The following is an 18,407-nucleotide window of genomic DNA, read 5'->3' as shown; positions in this document are numbered from 1 at the left end:
CACTCGGCGCGCGCGTCTGCATCGCCATCGGGGTGGTCTTGGCCGCGTCCGCGCTGTTCTACGCCGTTGCCGCCGTCACGCTGACGGCGCGGCCGATCGCGATCCTCTTCACCGCCCCCGTGGTGGTGCTCGGGGTGGTGCTCGCCATCATCGGATTCCGCGAGCCTGCGCAAGCGGCGGCCGTTGCGACCGGGGAAGTCGGCGGCCCGTCGTCGGCACCCGCAGCATCCGCAGCGCCGGCGGCAGCGGGGGTGCCGGGGCAGAGCGCCCAGGGGTAGGCAGGAAGCCGGCACCCGGGGCACCCGACGCACCCAGGCGGGCCGAGCGGTGCGGCTCGCGCTCAGCCGGAGCGTGCGGCGGTGGCGGGTGTTTGGGTGGCGCGTTGTCGGCCGAGTGGTCGCCATTGTTGTGGGGGTCGATGTGGGGTGGTGTGAGGAGGTGGGGTTTCCCGCGGATCGTCTCCATCCGGTAGCCGGTGTTGTGGAGCATGTGGTGGTGCGCCGCGCACAGCAGCACCCCGTTGTCGAGGTCGGTGGGGCCGCCGTGTTCCCATTCGAGGAGGTGGTGGGCGTGGCACCACGATGGTGGTGCGGTGCAGCCCGGCCACACGCATCCACCGTCCCGGACGGCCAGGGCGCGGCGTTGCGCGGGGGTGAACAGCCGTTCCCGTCGGCCGAGGTGCAGCACTTCGCCGTTCGAGCCGAGCACGATGGTGCTCGTGTCGGCGTCGCACATGAGGGTGCGGGCGGTGAAGGCGCTGATCGGTTCTGACACGTCGTCGATCCACGCCGCCCCGCGACCGGTGTCAAGGTCTTTGGCGCGGACGATGATGTTCACCATCGCGGCCGGCCGCAACGACCCGCCCGGAGCCCGAACGCCCGCCGTCACCAGTCCGATGAGGATGTCGAACTGACGTTGATCCCGCGTCCGCGGATCGAGGCTCGGGTCGCTCGGGTCGAGGTCCTCGTCGCTCAGGAACCGTGGTTGCCGGTCGGGGGCGGTTCCTTCGGCCATCGCGGCGCGGAGGAGTCCGGCGGAGAGCGGGTCGGCGATGCCGGTGAACGGGGTCATCCCGTTCACTTCCCGTCCGATCGAGAACCGCCGTTGCGCCCGGAGGACCTCGTCGCGGGGGCGGGCACCGTCCGGGTCTAAGTACTCCCTCCACACCACGGCTTGGGTCTTCACCAGATCGGCGGAGTCGACCTCGGCCGCCTCCACGAGCATCCGCTCGGCCTTCTCGAGTTGAGTGGGCGTGGCGGTGTCGGCGCTGTCGAGGATGCGGACGATGTGCCCGGCCGACTCCACACCGATCCGCCCACTCCGCACGGCATCCGCCACCACCGGACGGGTCGCGGACAGCACCTCCCCGGACAGCGCCACCCGCGCCCGAAGCGCGCTCGCGAGGCGGATCCGCCGCGCGGCCTCGGCCTGGGAGATGCGCGTGATGCGTTCGATCAGGTGGGCGGGGCGGGCGCACCCGTGCCGGTACGCGAGCGCCTCGGTGCGAAGTTCGGGGCGGGAGCGTTCCGCGATTTCACCCGCGGCGCTGACTCGGAGCGCGTCGATCAGACGTCCCGCCTGTTCAACACGGCCGGTCAGGTCGCACAGGGCCGTGTCGGTGAGCTGCTCGATGGGGAGGGCGGCGGCACGGCGCAGGAGGTGTTCCGCCTGCTCGATCAGCGCCGCTGCTTCGTCCATATGAAGAGTGTGAACGCAACCACCGACATTACGTTTCCCCCGGTCAACGGCGCGTTTCGCTGTCGAAAAATGCGACATGACCCGCTTGTGGAGGAGTGGTGCAGGTGGTTCGGTGCGTCGCTTCGACAGGCTCAGCGACCAGGTTCTCCGCCGCGCGCAGCGTGCTCGACGAGCGGAACCGGACTGGTCACCATGACGAGACCGGCGGCCGCGCGAATCCGCGCGGCCGCCGGCCATCCGCTGCTCGACGATGCGCCGTGAGCGCACCGTCGGGCGACGGTCATCTCGAGGTGGTTCAGCCCGCGACGGACCAGGTGCGCACGTAGTCGACCTTGTAGTCGAGGTTCTGCGTCCAGTCCTTGTGAGCCGGGTCAGGAAGGCCCCAGTACTGAGCCGACGGTCCGACGTGCAGGTTGAGGCGCATGTGGAACGGCGAGCCGAAGTAGGCCTCGTTCCACAGGTCGGGGTAGCTCTGCGGCGTCTCGTACATCACGCGCACGTCGTCGACGTAGACCGCGGCGTACGTGGGCATGAGCTCGAAGGCCCAGACGTGGAACTCCTTGTGCACCTCGCTCGGACCGCCGCCGTCGACGTGGTGACGGATGAGCCGGTCGGGCTCGATGTTCATCGTGTCGTTGTGCACGGTGGTGGTGGAGCTTCCGATGCGCTGGCCGCCGGGAGCGGCCTTCTCGTTGTAGCCCCAGGCCTCCATGATGTCGATCTCACCGCTCTTGGAGTTGCGCAGCCAGAACGCCGCGAGGGCACCGTAGGTCTTCGGACCGACCGGAACCTGGGCGCGCATCTCCCAGCGGCCCCAGCGCTGCGTGCGTGAGACGTCGCCGGCGTTCAGCGTGCGCTGATCCATGTACCCGGTCTTGTGGGTCACCACGTCGGGCCAGGTCGGATGCGGACGCGAGATGGGCGAGCCGAGCCAGTCGGCGCGCAGGTGGGCGATGCCCTTGTCGTCGACCGACACCTGGCCGGAGTCGACCTTGGCCGCGTCCATGAACAGACCCATCTCGGAGCTGTCGCGCACGTTCCACTTGGTCGGGTCGACGGCCGGCTTGCCGGTCTTCGGGTCGATGTAGGTGAACTCGTCGCGCCACGTGGGCTCGCCCCACTTGGCGGCGTTACCGGGCGACGGAAGGATCTCGGGACCGCCGACCGGGGGAGTGGGGGCGGGCGGAGCGGGCTGCGGCGGTGCGGGCCGCGGCGGTGCAGGCTGCGGCGGAGCCGGCTGCGACGGCGGGGCCGCTGCGGCTCCGGTGGAGACGAGCTGCGCATCGAAGGTGAGGTTCGGCGTGCTGCGGTAGTTCGACTGCACCTGCGCGGCGACGATGTTGTGGCCCTCGTTGAGCGCCGACGCCGGGATGGTGGCGGTCACGAGCTTGGCGCGCGCCTTCGACGAGGTCGGCGCGGACTGGGCCCACCAGCCCTCGTGCTTCGGGGCGCCGCTGACGTTGCTGCGCAGCACCTCCGTGCCGTTGACGTAGACCACGACGCCGTCGTCAGCCCACGTGGTGAGCTGCACGCCCCCGGCGGGGATCGTGTCGAGACGGAAGGAACGCTGGAAGTAGGTCGCCAGCGGCTTCGGCGTCATCGAGTCCGGCAGCTTGGTCGCGAGCGTGCCGGTCGCCGAACCGGCTCCGAACGGCGCCCGTCCGGTCGCCCAGTCGGTCGTGTTGCGCTTCCACGCGGTCGACCGCGGGGCGGTCGTCTCTCGCGAGTAGCGCCAGCTCGAGCCGAACGGGACGAGGGTCGCGGACGCCGCGGCGGGCGCTGCGGTGGCTTGTGCTCTCGTGGTCGGAACGGTCGCCGCGCTCGCTGCGGCGGGGACCGCCGGAGCTGCGACAGCCGTGATGAGGGCCGCGACGACGAGCGTCGGGCGTAAGTTCCCGATAGTGCGGGTCAAAGGTACTCTCCAGATTCGTTGAGCCGGTGCGGGGATCGCGGTGGCTCCGGACGAGGGAAGCGGCGATCATACGACAACGAATTTGTCCAGGGAAATTGAAAAGACTCCACCGAACTGTTATGAAACGCCGTCGCCCCGGGGCGTCAGGGGCGCTACTCGAATCCACCGCGGGGCGTGACGCGGAGGGCGGGGTGCATCGGGGAGAAGGGCGCCGGACGTCGAGCGACCGGCCGGTGGCACCGGCCTCGCCTATCGAGTCACGTGGTGGAGGCCGTGCGAAACGGCCGGTTCCGGGTCCTCACCGGCGACGCGCAGAGCGGTGCCGGATGTGGGACTCGGGCCCACACTGTTCCCTTCCATCGTGTCGCGACCACGCATTTCCGCGCGGCCATCAGCATCGCGGCCCATCGGGGTCGGGTCGGGCACGCGATCCGGGTCGTACCGTATCACGCGTCCGTGAGAGCGCGATCCTGGGCGACCCGCGGGCGGGTGACGGGAAGAGTCACGGTGCCGGATGTGGGACTCGAACCCACACGCCCTCTCGGACAAAGCATTTTGAGTGCTCCGCGTCTGCCATTCCGCCAATCCGGCCAGCACGATCGATCGAAACCATACCGTAGGCTTCTGCCGTGAGTGATTCCGACGTCAGCAGCACCCCTCCCCGTCGCGTCGTCGTCGCGGAGGACGAGTCCCTCATCCGTCTCGACATCGTGGAGACGCTCCGCGACAACGGGTTCGACGTGGTCGGTGAGGCCGGCGACGGAGAGACCGCCGTGCAGCTCGCGACCGAGCTCCGCCCGGACCTCGTGATCATGGACGTCAAGATGCCCCAGCTCGACGGCATCTCCGCTGCGGAGCGGCTCTCCAAGGAGCACATCGCCCCCGTCGTGCTGCTCACCGCCTTCAGCCAGAAGGAGCTCGTCGAGCGGGCGAGCGAGGCCGGTGCCCTCGCCTACGTCGTCAAGCCGTTCACCCCGAACGACCTGCTGCCCGCGATCGAGATCGCGCTCAGCCGCTACCAGCAGATCGTGACCCTCGAGGCCGAGGTCGCCGACATGGTCGAGCGCTTCGAGACCCGCAAGCTCGTGGACCGGGCGAAGGGCCTCCTCAACGAGAAGATGGGGCTGTCCGAGCCGGAGGCGTTCCGCTGGATCCAGAAGGCGTCGATGGATCGGCGCCTCACCATGCACGATGTCGCCCAGGCGATCATCGAGCAGCTCGCGCCGAAGAAGTAGCGCTCATCTCGAGGCGAAGGATGCGCTCTCACGTCGTGACCGGAGGCGGTCGTGGTGTGGGCCGGGCCATCGCCGAGTTGCTGATCGCCCGCGGTGACGCCGTCGTCGTGCTCGAGGCGCGGCCGGACGACGTGCGCCCGCTCGGCCCGCACGGCGTCGTGATCGACGGTGACGCCTCGGCGGCGGTCGACGTGCAGCGCGCGATCGACGCGGCAGCCGAGCTCGCGCCGCTGCACGGCTGGGTCAACAACGCAGCGGTCTTCCGCGATGCGGACCTGCACCGCGATCCGGCGGCCGTGCTCGCCCTCGTGCAGGCCAACCTCGCGCCGACGGTGGTCGGATCGGCGCTGGCCGTGCGACGGTTCCTCTCGACGGGCGTGCCCGGGTCCATCGTGAACGTGTCGTCCCACCAGGCTCAGCGCGCCGTCGCGGGCGCCGCGCCCTACGCGACCGCGAAGGCCGCCATCGAGGGGCTGACGCGCGCGGCAGCGGTGGATTACGGTCGGCACGGCATCCGGGTCAACGCCGTGGCGCTCGGATCCATCGAGACCGAGCGTTTCGACGAGTCCCTGCGTCCCGCGCTCGAGGCGGTCCACCCGCTCGGGCGCGTCGGCGTGGGTGCCGAGGTCGCGGATGTCGTCGCGTTCCTGCTCTCGGACGCCGCCCGCTTCGTGACCGGCGCGGTCGTGCCCGTCGACGGCGGGCGCGCCGCGCGCGGCGAGGATCCCGAGGAGCGCGTCCCGCAGGTGTGACCGCGGGTCAGCGGTCGCGCAGCATGTTCGTCATGCGCACGGTCGACAGCCGGCGGCCCTGCTCGTCGCGCATCACGATCTCGTGCGTGGCGAGGGTGCGTCCGAGCACGAGCGCGGTGCACTCGCCCGTCACCCAGCCCTCGGTGATCGACCGGCTGTGGGTGGCGTTGATCTCGATGCCGACCGCGTAGCGGCCGGGGCCGGCGTGGATCGCCGACGAGACCGAGCCGAGCGACTCGCCGAGCACGACGTGCGCGCCGCCGTGCAGCAGCCCGACGACCTGGGTGTTGCCTTCGACGGGCATCCGGGCGACGGAGTGCTCCGCCGAGAGTTCGAGGAACTCGATGCCCATCTTGCGGGCGAGCGCGCCGCCGCCGCTCTCGACGATGCGCTCGTAGAGCTCCGGATCGAGGTTCTCGGGCAGGGTCGGCATCGGTGTCCTCCGGGGTACTCGGTGGGAGTCCGATCCCCGCCGGAACGCACGCGGAGGGCGACGGATGCGGGGGCCGGCAGCGCCGAGCGGTGTCGGAGGCCGCGGCTAGGCTGGCAGCCGTGTCGGACTCCGCAAAGCCTACCCTTCTGCTCGTCGACGGCCATTCGCTCGCGTTCCGCGCGTTCTACGCGCTGCCGGTCGACAGCTTCGTGAACCGCGAGGGTCAGCACACCAATGCGATCCACGGCTTCCTGTCGATGCTCATCCTGCTGCTGCAGAACGAGAAGCCCACGCACCTCGCGGTCGCCTTCGACATCTCGCGCTACTCGTTCCGGACGCGCGAGTACGCGGAGTACAAGGGCACCCGCGGCGAGACCCCGCCGGAGTTCGTCGGCCAGGTGCCGCTCCTGCAGGAAGCGCTCAAGGCGATGAACATCCCCACGGTCACGAAAGAGGACTACGAGGCCGACGACGTGCTCGCGACGCTTGCGAAGCGCGGCTCGGCCGAGGGCTTCCGGGTGTCGGTCGTCTCCGGCGACCGCGACACGATCCAGCTCGTCGACGACGACATCACTCTGCTCTACCCGAATGCCCGCGGGGTCTCCGAGCTCAAGCGCTACGACCGCGACGCGGTGCTCGAACGGTACGGCATCGAGCCCTACCAGTACCCCGACGTCGCGGCCCTCGTCGGCGAGAGCTCCGACAACCTCATCGGCATCGACAAGGTCGGCGAGAAGACGGCGGTCAAGTGGGTCAAGCAGTTCGGTGACCTGCAGGGCATCCTCGACCACGCCGACGAGATCAAGGGCGTCGTCGGCGAGAAGCTGCGCGAGCAGAAGGACAACGCGATCCGCAACCGCAAGCTCAACCGGCTGGTGACGGACGTCGAGTTGCCGCTCGGCCCGGGCGACCTCGAGCGCCGTCCAATCGACCCGGCCGCGGTGCGCGAGATCTTCGACCGTCTGCAGTTCCGCACCCTGCTCGAGCGGGTCATGAAGATCCACGCCGAAGAGACCGGCGGGTCCGTCCAGGAGTCGAACGCCACGGTCGAGGCGGCGCTGCCGCCCGTGCACCGGCTGGTCGACGAGGAGCTCGCCAAGTGGCTCGAGACGGCGACCTCCGGCGGCGACACGGCGCTCGGCGTCGTCGTCGAGTTCGTCGGCGGCGCGGTGTCCGGTTTCGGACTCGCGGCCGAGAGCGACTCCGTGTACGTGCCGTGGGCGCCGGGTCGGCCGGACTACCGGGCCCTCGAGGACTGGCTCGCGAGCGACGCCCCGAAGTACCTCCAGGGCTACAAGCGGCAGCTCAAGCTGCTCACCGGGACGGGGCTCGAGCTGCACGGGGTCGTGTTCGACACCGACATCGCCACGTGGCTGCTGCGCCCGGGCTCGAAGCCGGGCGATCTCTCCGCCCAGGTGTACGAGACCCTCGGGGAGTCGCTGCCGCAGAGCGACCCGAACCAGCTCGTCCCCGTCGACGACGAGGTCAGCCCCGCCACCGAGGCGTGGTTCGTGCGGCGCGTCGCGGAGTACCTCGCCTCGCGGCTCGACGCGACGTCGCGGCGGGTGCTCGACGACATCGAGCTCCCGCTCGTGCCGGTGCTCGCGCGCATGGAACTCGACGGCGTCTCGGTGAACCCGGTCGTGCTCGCCCGGCTCAACTCGAGCCTCGGCACGACCGCGGACGACCTCGCGCAACAGGCGTACGCGCAGATCGGCCACGAGGTGAACCTCGGTTCCCCGAAGCAGTTGCAGCAGGTGCTGTTCGAGGAGCTCGGGATGCCGAAGACCCGGTCCACGAAGACCGGCTACTCCACCGACGCGGCCTCGCTCGCCGACCTGCAGGACCAGCTGCCGGAACCACATCCGTTCCTCACCCTGCTGCTGCAGCACCGGGACGCGACGAAGCTGCGGCAGATCGTGGAGACCCTCGAGCGCGGGATCGGCCCCGACGGCCGGATCCACACGACGTACGACCAGACGGGGACGGCGACTGGACGGGTCTCGTCGAACGACCCGAACCTGCAGAACATCCCGATCCGCACCGCTGAGGGACGCGAGATCCGGTCGGCGTTCGAACCGACCGCCGATTTCGAGACGCTGCTGACGGCCGACTACTCGCAGATCGAGATGCGGATCATGGCGCATCTCTCCGGTGACGAGGGCCTCATCACCGCGTTCAACGAGGGGGAGGACCTGCACCGCTTCGTCGGCTCCCGCGTGTTCGGCGTCGAGCCCGCGCAGGTCACGCCGCTCATGCGCACGAAGGTCAAGGCGATGTCGTACGGCCTCGCCTACGGGTTGAGCGCGTTCGGCCTCTCCAAGCAGCTGCGCATCGAGACCGCCGAGGCGAAGCAGCTCATGGCGGACTACTTCCTGCGTTTCGGCGCGGTGCGCGACTACCTGCGCAATGTCGTCGAGCAGGCGCGGGTCGACGGCTACACGGAGACGATCTTCGGTCGCCGGCGGCCGTTCGGCGATCTCACCTCGAACAACCGCGTGTTGCGTGAGAACGCCGAGCGCGCGGCGCTCAACGCACCCATCCAGGGCTCCGCGGCCGACATCCTCAAGATCGCCATGCTCGGCATCGCCGACGACATCGTGACCGGCGGCCTCAAGTCGCGTCTGCTCCTGCAGGTGCACGACGAGCTCGTGTTCGAGGTCGCGCGGGGCGAACTCGACCCGCTGACGGAGATCGTCACCCGACGGATGCGCGGCGCGGCGGACCTGCGGGTGCCGCTCGACGTGCAGGTCGGTACCGGCGCGAACTGGGACGACGCGGCTCACTGATCGGACCGATCCGGGCGCGTTCGCGCTCGTTCGGGCAGGGACGGGCGCTTCCGCGCGGGCCTGTGGGCATGTCGGATTGACAGTCCCACACAAACGGACTTATATAAGCGCAGAACCACATCCGTTTCGCCCCGACAACGAGGTCACATGTACGCCCCGGAACGCCACCAGCGCATCCTGGCGACCGCACGTGCCCACGGCCGGGTGGATGTGGCGGGCCTCGCGCGCGAACTGTCCGTCACGCCCGAGACCGTGCGCCGCGACCTCACCGCCCTCGAGCGCCGCGGTGTCGTGCGACGCGTGCACGGCGGCGCGATCCCGGTCGAGCGTCTCGGCATCGAGCCGGCCGTCGCCGACCGCGAGACCGTCGCGGCGGGGGAGAAGGAGCGGATCGCCCGAGCCGCCCTCGACGAACTGCCCGACGGCGGATCCCTCATCCTCGACGCCGGCACCACGACCATGCGTCTCGCCCAACTGCTTCCCGACGACCGCGAGCTGACGGTCGTCACCCACTCGATCCCCGTGGCCGGTGCGCTGATCGAACGCCCCAACATCACGCTGCACCTGCTGGGCGGCATGGTGCGCGGACGCACCCTCGCCGCCGTCGGCGAGTGGACGCGCACCCAGATCGCCGAGGTGTTCGCCGACGTGGCCTTCATGGGCACCAACGGCGTCACCGTCGAGCGAGGCATGACCACCCCCGACCTCGCGGAGGCGGGCGTGAAGCGCGCGCTCATCCAGGCGGCCCGCCGCGTCGTGCTGCTGGCGGACCACCACAAGTTCGGGCGCGAGAACTTCGCCCGCGTCGGCCCGCTCTCCGACGTCGACACCGTCATCACCGACGACGGGCTCGACGACGAGCTCGCTGCCGAGGTCGAGAACGCCGGCCCCACGGTGGTGATCGCATGATCGTCACGCTCACCGTCAACCCGAGCCTCGACCGCACCCTGCACGTCGGACGACTCGAACGCGGCGCGGTGCTGCGCACCGGCGAACCGCTCATGGAGCCGGGCGGCAAGGGCGTCAACGTGAGCCGCGCCCTCGTCGCGAACGGCATCCCGAGCGTCGCGGTGCTGCCCGTCGCCGGCGGCGAAGGCGCGGAGATGAGCCGGCTGCTCGACCTCGAGGGCGTGACGGCCCGATTCGTGCCCGTCTCCGGCCGCACCCGGTCGAACATCACGGTCACCGAGGCCGACGGGTCCGTCACCAAGCTCAACGAGCCCGGGCAGTCCCTCGCCGACGCCGACCTCGCCGTGCTCGGCGAGGTGCTCGCCGCCGCCACCGCCTCGGGCGACTGGGTCGTCGTGAGCGGCAGCATGCCGCCCGGCCTCACCTCTCCGCGACTGCACGGGCTGCTCGCGGCCGCCACTTCGCGAGGTGCCCACCTCGCCATCGACTCGAGCGGCGATGCGCTCGTTGCCTCGCTCGCCGCTCGACCCCGTTTGATCAAGCCGAACCGCGCCGAACTCAGCGAGCTCACCGGGCGCGAGCTCGCGTCGATCGCCGACGTCGTCTCCGCCGCCGAGGCGGTCCGCGAACGCGGCGTCGAACTCGTGCTCGTGAGCCTCGGCGCCGACGGCGCCGTGCTCGTCGGCCCGAGCGGCACGCTCGTCGGCGAGTCGCGCATCGACCGGCAGCGCAGTGCGGTCGGCGCGGGGGACTGCTTCCTCGCCGGCTTCCTGTCCCGCTTCGCGGTCGACGAGGCGGATGCGGGGGCGGCGCTCGTCGAGGCCCTCGCCTGGGGCGCCGCCGCGGCGTCCCTTCCCGGAACGGCGGTGCCGTCACCCGACGACATCGATCACGAGAACGTCCGCCTGGTGTGGCAACCAGACCTGGACCGGCCCATCGTGGCCACCTAGCACCGAACAGCGCCATGCATCCCGACACATCCGACCGTACGAAACGTACAAAGGAGTACTCCCGCAATGTCTGACTACACGCCCACGGTGACCGGTACCGGTTTCCGTGCCTCCGTCCAGAGGTTCGGCGCCTTCCTGGCGGGCATGATCATGCCCAACCTGGGCGCCTTCATCGCCTGGGGCCTCATCACGGCCCTCTTCATCCCCGACGGCTGGGTCAACGAGATCGCGCGGCTCGGCGGCGGTCTCGCCGAAGACGAGAGCCTGCCGTTCGCCACGGCCGCCTCGTCGATCGTCGGGCCGATCATCACCTTCCTGCTGCCGATCCTCATCGGCTACACCGGCGGCCGGATGGTCCACGGTCAGCGCGGTGCGGTCGTCGGTGCCGTCGCGACCGTCGGCGTCATCCTCTCGCCGCTCGCCTACGGCTTCGTGGAGAGCTGGTCGGAGCTGCCGCCGCAGTTCCTCGGCGCGCTCATCATCGGCCCGGTCACGGGTCTGCTGCTGAAGCTCTGGGACCGCGCCATCGAGGGCAAGCTCAAGGCGGGGTTCGAGATGCTCGTCGACAACTTCTCCTCCGGCATCATCGGCGCCTTCATGGCGCTCGTGGGCGTGTTCCTGCTCGGCCCGGTCGTGCGCTGGATCAGCGACCTCTTCGGCGGTGCGGTCGGCTTCCTCGTCGACAACGGCCTGCTGCCGCTCGCCTCGATCATCATCGAGCCGGCGAAGGTGCTGTTCCTCAACAACGCGCTCAACCACGGCGTGCTGACGCCGCTCGGCGCGGAGCAGTCCGCCGAGATCGGCAAGTCGGTCATGTTCATGCTCGAGTCGAACCCCGGTCCCGGTCTCGGCATCCTCACCGCGATGCTGCTCTTCGGCCCGCGCGCCATCCGCCCGACCGTCCCGGCCGCGATGGTCGTGCAGTTCCTCGGCGGCATCCACGAGATCTACTTCCCGTACGTGCTCATGAAGCCGCTGCTGCTCATCGCCGCGATCGCCGGCGGCGCCACGGGCATCCTCGTCTTCACCCTCACCGGCGTCGGCCTGCGTGCACCGGCGTCGCCCGGCAGCATCTTCGCCTACCTCGCGGTGTCGCCGCCGGAGGACATCCTGTTCATCCTCCTCGGCATCGTGCTCTCGGCCGCCGTGGCTGCCATCGTGGGATCTGCGCTCCTCGGCTTCGGCCGCAAGGAGGCGAGCGAGACCACGGAGGAGGACCTCGCCGAGGCTCAGGCCCGCAGCGCGCGGAACAAGAACAAGCCGGCCCAGGCGACCGCCTGAGCCCCACCCAGAAGGAGACGATGATGGCAACCATCGACGGATCGAGCGTCAAGAAGCTGATCGTGGCGTGCGACGCGGGTATGGGCAGCAGCGTCATGCTCGCCGGCACCCTCAAGAAGCAGCTGGCCAAGAACGGGGTGACCGTCGAGCACTCGCCCGTCGCGAACATCCCCGCCGATGCCGACGTCGTCGTGACGCAGGCCGGCCTCGCCGACCGTGCCCGTGGCACCGTGCCCGACGTGCCGGTGATCCCGTTCCAGCTGTTCCTGGGTGACCCGAAGATCGCGAAGCTGGTCAAGGCCATCCAGAACGGCGAGACGGTCGAGGTCTGATCGCATGACCGACGAGACCATCCCGCTCACCGAGCTGCTCGCCGAGTCGTCGATCCGGCTCGATCGGGTCGCGACCGACCGCGACGACGCCATCCGGCAGACCGGGCAGGCGCTGCTCGACGCCGGCGCGATCGAGCCCGGATACATCGACGCGATGCTCGAGCGCGAGAACTCCGTCTCCACCTTCGTCGGGGAGGGTGTCGCGATTCCGCACGGCACCCTCTCCGGCAAGGACCTGGTGAAGAAGGACGCGATCGTCGTGCTGCGCTTCCCCGACGGCGTCGACTGGGACGGCAACGACGTCGCCGTCACGGTCGGCATCGCCGCGCGGGGCAACGGGCACATCGCTCTGCTGTCGCAGCTCGCGACGATCCTGCTCGACCCGGAGAAGGCCGAGACGCTGCGGGCCGCCACCGAGGCGTCCCAGGTGTACGAGCTGCTCGCCTCCGACGAGGACGACGAGTAGACCCACGGTGAAGGTCGCGAGATTCTATGCGCCCGGCGACATCCGACTGGAGGATGTCGCCGAGCCGCGTGCGGGTGCGGGGGAGCTGAAGCTGCGCGTGCGCAACTGCTCCACCTGCGGCACCGACGTGAAGATCTCGCGATCCGGACACCCGAACATGTCGCCGCCCCAGGTGATGGGGCACGAGATCGCCGGCGAGGTCGTCGAGGTCGGCGCGGGTGTCGACGGATGGGCGCCCGGGGATCGCGTGCAGGTCATCGCCGCGATCCCCGACGGCACCTGCCCCGACTGCCGCGCCGGACGGCCGACCGTGTGCCCCAACCAGCTGTCGATGGGGTACCAGTTCCCCGGCGGCTTCGCGGAGTACCTCATCGTGCCGCGCGAGGTGCTGCGCGTCGACGGGGTGACCCGCATCCCCGAGCACGTGTCGTTCGCGGAGGCGTCGGTGACCGAGCCGCTCGCGTGCGTGCTGAACGGGCAGGAGCTCGCGCGGGTCGGCGTGGGCGACACGGTCGTCGTCGTCGGTTCGGGGCCGATCGGCTGCCTGCACGTGCGGCTCGCCCGCGCCCGAGGCGCCGCGCGCATCATCCTCATCGACGTCAACGCCGAGCGACTGCGCCGCGCCGCCGACCTCGTCGCCCCCGACCTCGCCGTCGCCGCGGACTCCGCCGATCCGGTGCAGGCCGTGCTCGACGCAACCGACGGCCGCGGTGCCGACGTCGTCATCACGGCGGCCGCCTCACCGCAGGCGCAGCAGGACGGCGTGCGCATGCTCGCCCGCGGCGGACGCCTCAGCCTGTTCGGCGGCCTCGCGAAGGACGCACCGATGATCACGATCGACGCGAACCTCGTGCACTACCGCGAGCTGACGATCGTCGGCGTCAACGGCTCCTCACCGGAGCAGAACCGCCGAGCACTCGACCTCATCGCGACCGGCGCGGTACCCGTCGCCGACCTCATCACCCACACGCTCCCGCTGAACCGGCTGCACGACGCCCTCGACATCGTCGCGCGCGGCGAGGCCATCAAAGTCACCATCGAACCGTAGGAGGAACCCCCATGCCCGAACGCACCGTCACCGTCGCCTCGAGCGTCGGCCTGCACGCCCGCCCCGCATCGCTGTTCGCCCAGGCCGCCGCGAAGGCCGGCGTGCCGGTCACGCTCACCTCGTCGAAGGGCAAGAGCGTGAACGCGGCGAGCATCCTCGGTGTGCTCTCGCTCGGCATCGGCCACGGCGAAGAGGTCACCCTCGCCGCCGAGGGGGAGAACGCGGATGCCGCGCTCGACTCGCTCGTCGAGCTGCTGGGCACCGACCTCGACAAGGAGTGACGCGCTCCGCGTAGTCCCCGACCCGACGGCCGCGCCGCCGCCCCCGCCTTCCCGCGACGGCGGCGGCGTCGTGCATTCCGTCCGGCGCGGGCGCGACGCTAGGGTCGGATCATGACCGACTCGAACGCCGAGCAGCAGCCGTCCGCCCCCTCCCGCACGCCGTCCGAGATCGACGGGATCGCGGAGCGCTGGGTGTCGACCCTCGCCGACCTCGACCCCGACATCGCCATCTGGATCGGCATCCCGGGGCGGCTCGACGAGTACGCCGACCTGTCGCCCGCGGGGCACGCCCGGTACATCGACGAGGCGAAGAAGGTGCTCGCCGAGCTCGACGCCGCGCAGCCGACCGACACGGTCGACGAGGTCACGAAGACCGACCTCTCGTCGACGCTCCGCCTCGACCTCGAGGGCTCGGACGCCGGACTGTGGATGCGCGACGTCAACGTCATCGCCTCGCCCGCCCAGAGCATCCGCGAGGTCTTCGACCTCATGCCGCGTGCATCCGTCGACGACTGGGGCACGATCGCCCGTCGCATGACGAACGTGCCCGGCGCCATCGAGGGCTACATCGAGACGCTGCGGACCGGCATCGCCGAGGGCGTCATGCCGGCGCGTCGCCAGGTGCGCGAGGTGGGGGAGCAGGTCACCCGTTACGCCGCCCCCGACGGGTTCTTCGCGACCCTCGCCGCCGAGGCGGCCGTCGAGGGGGACGCTCAGGAGCTGCCCGAGTCCCTCCGATCCGACCTGCGTCGCGGTGCCGAGACCGCGGCCGCCGCCTATGGCCGCCTCGCCGAGTTCTTCACGACCGAGCTGCAGTCCGCCGCCCCCGACGTGGACGGCGTCGGTCGCGACCTCTACGCGTTGCGTTCACGCCACTTCCTCGGGGCTGAGATCGACCTCGACGAGACCTACGAGTGGGGCATCGAGGAACTCGCCCGCATGGTCGAGGAGCAGACGGCGATCGCGAACGAGATCCTGCCCGGCGCCACCGTCGAGGAGGCGATCGCGCACCTGGAGAAGGACGAGAGCCGCAAGCTCCGCGGCACCGAGGCGCTCCGCGAGTGGATGCAGCAGCTCAGCGACCGTGCCGTCGACGAGCTGTCGCGCTCGCACTTCGACATCCCCGACCCGGTCAAGCGTCTCGAGTGCATGATCGCGCCGACCCAGGAGGGCGGCATCTACTACACGAGCCCGAGCGACGACTTCTCGCGTCCCGGGCGGATGTGGTGGTCGGTGCCCGAGGGCGTCACCGAGTTCGACACCTGGCGCGAGACCACGACCGTCTACCACGAGGGCGTGCCCGGTCACCACCTGCAGCTCGGTCAGGCCGTCTACAACCGGGCGACGCTGAACACCTGGCGCCGTCAGCTCGCCGGCACGAGCGGGCACGCCGAGGGCTGGGCGCTCTACGCCGAGCGGCTCATGCAGGACCTCGGCTACCTCGACGACCCGGCCGACCGGCTCGGCATGCTCGACGGGCAGCGGATGCGCGCCGCGCGCGTCGTGCTCGACATCGGCGTGCACCTCGGCAAGCCGCGCCTCGACGGCACCGGCACGTGGGACTACGACTACGCGTTCGAGTTCATGAAGAGCAACGTGAACATGAACGAGCCGTTCGTGCGGTTCGAGGTGAACCGGTACTTCGGGTGGCCGGGGCAGGCGCCGTCGTACAAGGTCGGTCAGCGGATCTGGGAGCAGATCCGCGACGAGTACCGCACCCGCGAGGGCGACGCCTTCTCGATGAAGCGGTTCCACCGCACGGCGCTCGATCTCGGCGGCGTCGGCCTCGACACGCTGCGCACAACCCTGCTGGGCTGAGTAGCCGAACACGGAATACGTCCCCTCCGCGCGTCGTTGATGTCGACGCGCGGAGGTGACGGTTGCTCCCGGCTCGAACGGGCGGGTAAGCTGGACCGTCGCATTCTCGCGACTCCTATCCGCCTGCCATGGCGGCAAAATCCCGGAACCTCCACAGGCGCCGCGTCGACCATGGCCCGAACCATGTCCATTACGGAGCAACAACTACATGACAATCGCAACGACCGACAAGGCCGCGAAGCAGGTCGCGATCAACGACATCGGATCTGCCGACGACTTCCTGGCCGCGGTCGAGAAGACTCTGAAGTTCTTCAACGACGGTGACCTCATCGAAGGCACCGTGGTCAAGATCGACCGTGACGAGGTCCTCCTCGACGTCGGTTACAAGACCGAGGGTGTCATCCCCTCCCGCGAACTCTCCATCAAGCACGACGTCGACCCCAGTGAGGTCGTCGGCGTCGGCGACAGTGTCGAGGCCCTCGTTCTCCAGAAGGAGGACAAGGAAGGCCGTCTGATCCTCTCCAAGAAGCGTGCGCAGTACGAGCGCGCCTGGGGAGACGTCGAGAAGATCAAGGAGGCCGACGGTGTGGTCACCGGTTCGGTCATCGAGGTCGTCAAGGGCGGCCTGATCGTCGACATCGGACTCCGCGGCTTCCTCCCGGCTTCGCTCATCGAGCTGCGCCGCGTGCGCGACCTGACCCCGTACCTGGGTCAGGAGATCGAGGCGAAGATCCTCGAGCTCGACAAGAACCGCAACAACGTCGTGCTGTCGCGCCGTGCCCTGCTCGAGCAGACGCAGAGCGAGTCCCGCACCACGTTCCTCAACAACCTCCAGAAGGGGCAGGTCCGCAAGGGCGTCGTCTCGTCGATCGTCAACTTCGGTGCGTTCGTCGACCTCGGCGGCGTGGACGGCCTCGTGCACGTCTCGGAGCTCAGCTGGAAGCACATCGAGCACGCCAGCGAGGTCGTCGAGGTCGGCCAGGAGGTCACCGTCGAGATCCTCGAGGTGGACCTCGACCGCGAGCGCGTCTCCCTGTCGCTCAAGGCGACGCAGGAGGACCCGTGGCAGGTCTTCGCCCGCACCCACGCGATCGGTCAGATCGCGCCGGGCAAGGTCACGAAGCTCGTGCCGTTCGGTGCGTTCGTGCGTGTCGCCGACGGCATCGAGGGCCTCGTGCACATCTCGGAGCTCTCGGGCAAGCACGTCGAGCTCGCCGAGCAGGTCGTGTCGGTCGGTGACGAGGTGTTCGTCAAGATCATCGACATCGACCTCGAGCGTCGCCGCATCTCGCTGTCGCTCAAGCAGGCGAACGACGGGATCGACCCGGAGAACACCGAGTTCGACTCCGGCCTCGCCGCGCTCTACGGCATGGTCACCGAGTACGACGAGCAGGGCAACTACAAGTTCCCGGAGGGCTTCGACGCGGAGTCGGGCGAATGGCTCGAGGGCTTCGAGGCTCAGCGCGAGAAGTGGGAGCAGGAGTACGCCGCCGCGCAGTCGCGCTGGGAGGCGCACAAGGCGCAGGTCGCCGCTGCTGCCAACGAGGAGCCTGCCGAGATCGGCGGCTCGACCTTCTCGAGCGAGTCGGCCGGCAGCGGAACGCTCGCCGACGACGAGTCGCTGGCCGCTCTGCGTGAGCGTCTGTCGAGCAACAACTAAGCAGTACCGAATGATGGCCGGGCGCGCGAGCGCCCGGCCATCGCTGTATCCGGAGGAACCGTGACCGACTCGCGCGAACTGCTCGATCTGTTCGACCGCCGCGTGCGCGGCGACCTCGACGCCATGGCGGACGGCGCGCCGGCCGAGCGCGACGGCCCCGTCGTGCGCGTCACGTTCCCGGGTTCCGGATTCATCGGCACCCCCGCGGACACGGGCTACCGCGGCGCCCGCCTCGACGCGCTCATCGCCCGGCAGCGCGAACACTTCGCGGCGCGCGGTCTGCCGGTGGAGTGGAAGACGTACGGCTACGACCGTCCGCACGATCTGACCGAGCGGCTGCGGGCCGCGGGATTCGTGCCGGAAGAGCAGGAGACCCTTCTCGTCGCACCGACCGCCACGCTCGCGGGTCTGCCCACGGAGGTCGACGGCGTCGTCTTCCGCGAGACGACGGACGCCGCGGACCTCGCTGCCATCGGCCGGTTGCACACCGAGGTCTGGAACGCGGACTGGAGCTGGATCGCCGACGACCTGGCCGGGCGGATCGTGGCCGGCGCCGATCGCATCCGGATCCTCCTCGCCGAGGCCGACGGGATGCTCGTCTCCGCCGCCTGGCTCGTCATGCGACCGGCCGCCCCGTTCGCGGGACTGTGGGGAGGGTCGACCCTGCCGGAATGGCGGCGGCGCGGGATCTACCGGGCGCTCGTGGCGCGGCGCGCCCGGATCGCCGCGGAACGCGGCTACTGGTATCTGCAGGTGGACGCCTCGGAGATGAGTCGCCCCGTGCTCGAGCGACTCGGTTTCCAGGCGCTCACCACGACGACGCCCTACGTCTGGTCGCCCTGA

The 18,407-nt window shown here is 70.0% G+C and carries 16 protein-coding genes and 1 tRNA gene; 13 read left to right on the top strand and 4 right to left on the bottom strand.

Annotation, left to right across the window (positions count from 1 at the left end; translation table 11 throughout):
* Positions 1 to 147: 147 nt before the first annotated feature.
* The 3 genes from CLV46_RS09050 to CLV46_RS09035 form a co-directional block, all read right to left on the bottom strand.
* Entirely contained in the window at positions 148 to 1,698 is a 1,551-nt protein-coding gene (locus CLV46_RS09050; protein WP_157802279.1) for an HNH endonuclease signature motif containing protein, read from the bottom strand.
* Between the two features lie 295 nt (positions 1,699 to 1,993).
* The gene (locus CLV46_RS16670; RefSeq protein WP_157802278.1) at positions 1,994 to 3,610 is read right to left on the bottom strand and encodes a glycoside hydrolase family 16 protein; all 1,617 of its coding nucleotides are present in this window, start codon (positions 3,608 to 3,610) and stop codon (positions 1,994 to 1,996) included.
* 508 nt (positions 3,611 to 4,118) lie between these two features.
* Positions 4,119 to 4,201 (bottom strand) — tRNA-Leu (locus CLV46_RS09035).
* Positions 4,202 to 4,239: 38 nt separating this feature from the next.
* Here CLV46_RS09035 and CLV46_RS09030 point away from each other — a divergent pair.
* Positions 4,240 to 4,845 (top strand): ANTAR domain-containing response regulator, encoded by a 606-nt coding sequence (locus tag CLV46_RS09030; RefSeq protein ID WP_100364466.1) that lies wholly within the window; start codon positions 4,240 to 4,242, stop codon positions 4,843 to 4,845.
* 20 nt (positions 4,846 to 4,865) lie between these two features.
* A complete protein-coding gene (locus tag CLV46_RS09025; protein WP_100364465.1) occupies positions 4,866 to 5,597 on the top strand; it encodes an SDR family NAD(P)-dependent oxidoreductase in 732 nt (243 codons plus the stop codon).
* A gap of 7 nt (positions 5,598 to 5,604) precedes the next feature.
* Here CLV46_RS09025 and CLV46_RS09020 read toward each other — a convergent pair whose 3' ends face one another.
* A complete protein-coding gene (locus CLV46_RS09020) occupies positions 5,605 to 6,030 on the bottom strand; it encodes a PaaI family thioesterase (protein ID WP_100364464.1) in 426 nt (141 codons plus the stop codon).
* A gap of 119 nt (positions 6,031 to 6,149) precedes the next feature.
* Between CLV46_RS09020 and polA the strand changes: the two genes are divergently transcribed.
* The 11 genes from polA (at position 6,150) to CLV46_RS08965 (ending at position 18,407) form a co-directional block, all read left to right on the top strand.
* Complete coding sequence (polA, locus tag CLV46_RS09015) at positions 6,150 to 8,819, top strand: DNA polymerase I (RefSeq protein ID WP_100364463.1); 2,670 nt, start codon at positions 6,150 to 6,152, stop codon at positions 8,817 to 8,819.
* A 147-nt stretch (positions 8,820 to 8,966) separates the two neighbouring features.
* Positions 8,967 to 9,728: a DeoR/GlpR family DNA-binding transcription regulator gene (locus CLV46_RS09010; RefSeq protein ID WP_100364462.1), complete on the top strand. Its 762-nt coding sequence runs from the start codon at positions 8,967 to 8,969 to the stop codon at positions 9,726 to 9,728.
* Positions 9,725 to 10,678 carry a 1-phosphofructokinase family hexose kinase gene (locus tag CLV46_RS09005; RefSeq protein WP_100364461.1) on the top strand — a complete coding sequence of 318 codons (954 nt, stop codon included), beginning with the start codon at positions 9,725 to 9,727 and terminating at the stop codon, positions 10,676 to 10,678. The genes CLV46_RS09010 and CLV46_RS09005 overlap by 4 nt, the downstream gene beginning before the upstream one ends.
* 66 nt (positions 10,679 to 10,744) lie before the next feature.
* Positions 10,745 to 11,959 carry a PTS transporter subunit EIIC gene (locus tag CLV46_RS09000; protein WP_100364460.1) on the top strand — a complete coding sequence of 405 codons (1,215 nt, stop codon included), beginning with the start codon at positions 10,745 to 10,747 and terminating at the stop codon, positions 11,957 to 11,959.
* A 23-nt stretch (positions 11,960 to 11,982) separates the two neighbouring features.
* Positions 11,983 to 12,291 (top strand): PTS sugar transporter subunit IIBC family protein, encoded by a 309-nt coding sequence (locus tag CLV46_RS16965; protein ID WP_100364459.1) that lies wholly within the window; start codon positions 11,983 to 11,985, stop codon positions 12,289 to 12,291.
* 4 nt (positions 12,292 to 12,295) lie between these two features.
* Positions 12,296 to 12,757 (top strand): PTS mannitol transporter subunit IIA, encoded by a 462-nt coding sequence (locus CLV46_RS08990; RefSeq protein ID WP_100364458.1) that lies wholly within the window; start codon positions 12,296 to 12,298, stop codon positions 12,755 to 12,757.
* Between the two features lie 7 nt (positions 12,758 to 12,764).
* Positions 12,765 to 13,805: a zinc-dependent dehydrogenase gene (locus CLV46_RS08985; RefSeq protein WP_100364457.1), complete on the top strand. Its 1,041-nt coding sequence runs from the start codon at positions 12,765 to 12,767 to the stop codon at positions 13,803 to 13,805.
* An 11-nt stretch (positions 13,806 to 13,816) separates the two neighbouring features.
* A complete protein-coding gene (locus CLV46_RS08980) occupies positions 13,817 to 14,086 on the top strand; it encodes an HPr family phosphocarrier protein (protein ID WP_100364456.1) in 270 nt (89 codons plus the stop codon).
* A 111-nt stretch (positions 14,087 to 14,197) separates the two neighbouring features.
* Positions 14,198 to 15,904 (top strand): DUF885 domain-containing protein, encoded by a 1,707-nt coding sequence (locus CLV46_RS08975; RefSeq protein WP_100364455.1) that lies wholly within the window; start codon positions 14,198 to 14,200, stop codon positions 15,902 to 15,904.
* Positions 15,905 to 16,112: 208 nt separating this feature from the next.
* Positions 16,113 to 17,564, top strand: a complete 1,452-nt coding sequence (gene rpsA, locus CLV46_RS08970) for a 30S ribosomal protein S1 (protein WP_100364454.1) — start codon at positions 16,113 to 16,115, stop codon at positions 17,562 to 17,564.
* Between the two features lie 60 nt (positions 17,565 to 17,624).
* Positions 17,625 to 18,407: a GNAT family N-acetyltransferase gene (locus CLV46_RS08965; RefSeq protein ID WP_100364453.1), complete on the top strand. Its 783-nt coding sequence runs from the start codon at positions 17,625 to 17,627 to the stop codon at positions 18,405 to 18,407.

It is taken from the genome of Diaminobutyricimonas aerilata (assembly GCF_002797715.1).
Lineage (GTDB): Bacteria > Actinomycetota > Actinomycetes > Actinomycetales > Microbacteriaceae > Diaminobutyricimonas > Diaminobutyricimonas aerilata.
This window is presented reverse-complemented; position numbering and strand designations above follow the sequence as displayed.

Excerpts from the sequence above, each read along its gene's own strand:
- CLV46_RS09020 (WP_100364464.1), bottom strand. The coding sequence starts at position 6,030 with ATGCCGACCCTGCCCGAGAACCTCGATCCGGAGCTCTACGAGCGCATC.
- CLV46_RS08980 (WP_100364456.1), top strand. The coding sequence starts at position 13,817 with ATGCCCGAACGCACCGTCACCGTCGCCTCGAGCGTCGGCCTGCACGCC.
- CLV46_RS09000 (WP_100364460.1), top strand. The coding sequence starts at position 10,745 with ATGTCTGACTACACGCCCACGGTGACCGGTACCGGTTTCCGTGCCTCC.
- rpsA (WP_100364454.1), top strand. The coding sequence starts at position 16,113 with ATGACAATCGCAACGACCGACAAGGCCGCGAAGCAGGTCGCGATCAAC.
- CLV46_RS08990 (WP_100364458.1), top strand. The coding sequence starts at position 12,296 with ATGACCGACGAGACCATCCCGCTCACCGAGCTGCTCGCCGAGTCGTCG.
- CLV46_RS09050 (WP_157802279.1), bottom strand. The coding sequence starts at position 1,698 with ATGGACGAAGCAGCGGCGCTGATCGAGCAGGCGGAACACCTCCTGCGC.
- CLV46_RS16965 (WP_100364459.1), top strand. The coding sequence starts at position 11,983 with ATGGCAACCATCGACGGATCGAGCGTCAAGAAGCTGATCGTGGCGTGC.
- CLV46_RS09010 (WP_100364462.1), top strand. The coding sequence starts at position 8,967 with ATGTACGCCCCGGAACGCCACCAGCGCATCCTGGCGACCGCACGTGCC.
- CLV46_RS09005 (WP_100364461.1), top strand. The coding sequence starts at position 9,725 with ATGATCGTCACGCTCACCGTCAACCCGAGCCTCGACCGCACCCTGCAC.
- CLV46_RS09025 (WP_100364465.1), top strand. The coding sequence starts at position 4,866 with ATGCGCTCTCACGTCGTGACCGGAGGCGGTCGTGGTGTGGGCCGGGCC.
- CLV46_RS08975 (WP_100364455.1), top strand. The coding sequence starts at position 14,198 with ATGACCGACTCGAACGCCGAGCAGCAGCCGTCCGCCCCCTCCCGCACG.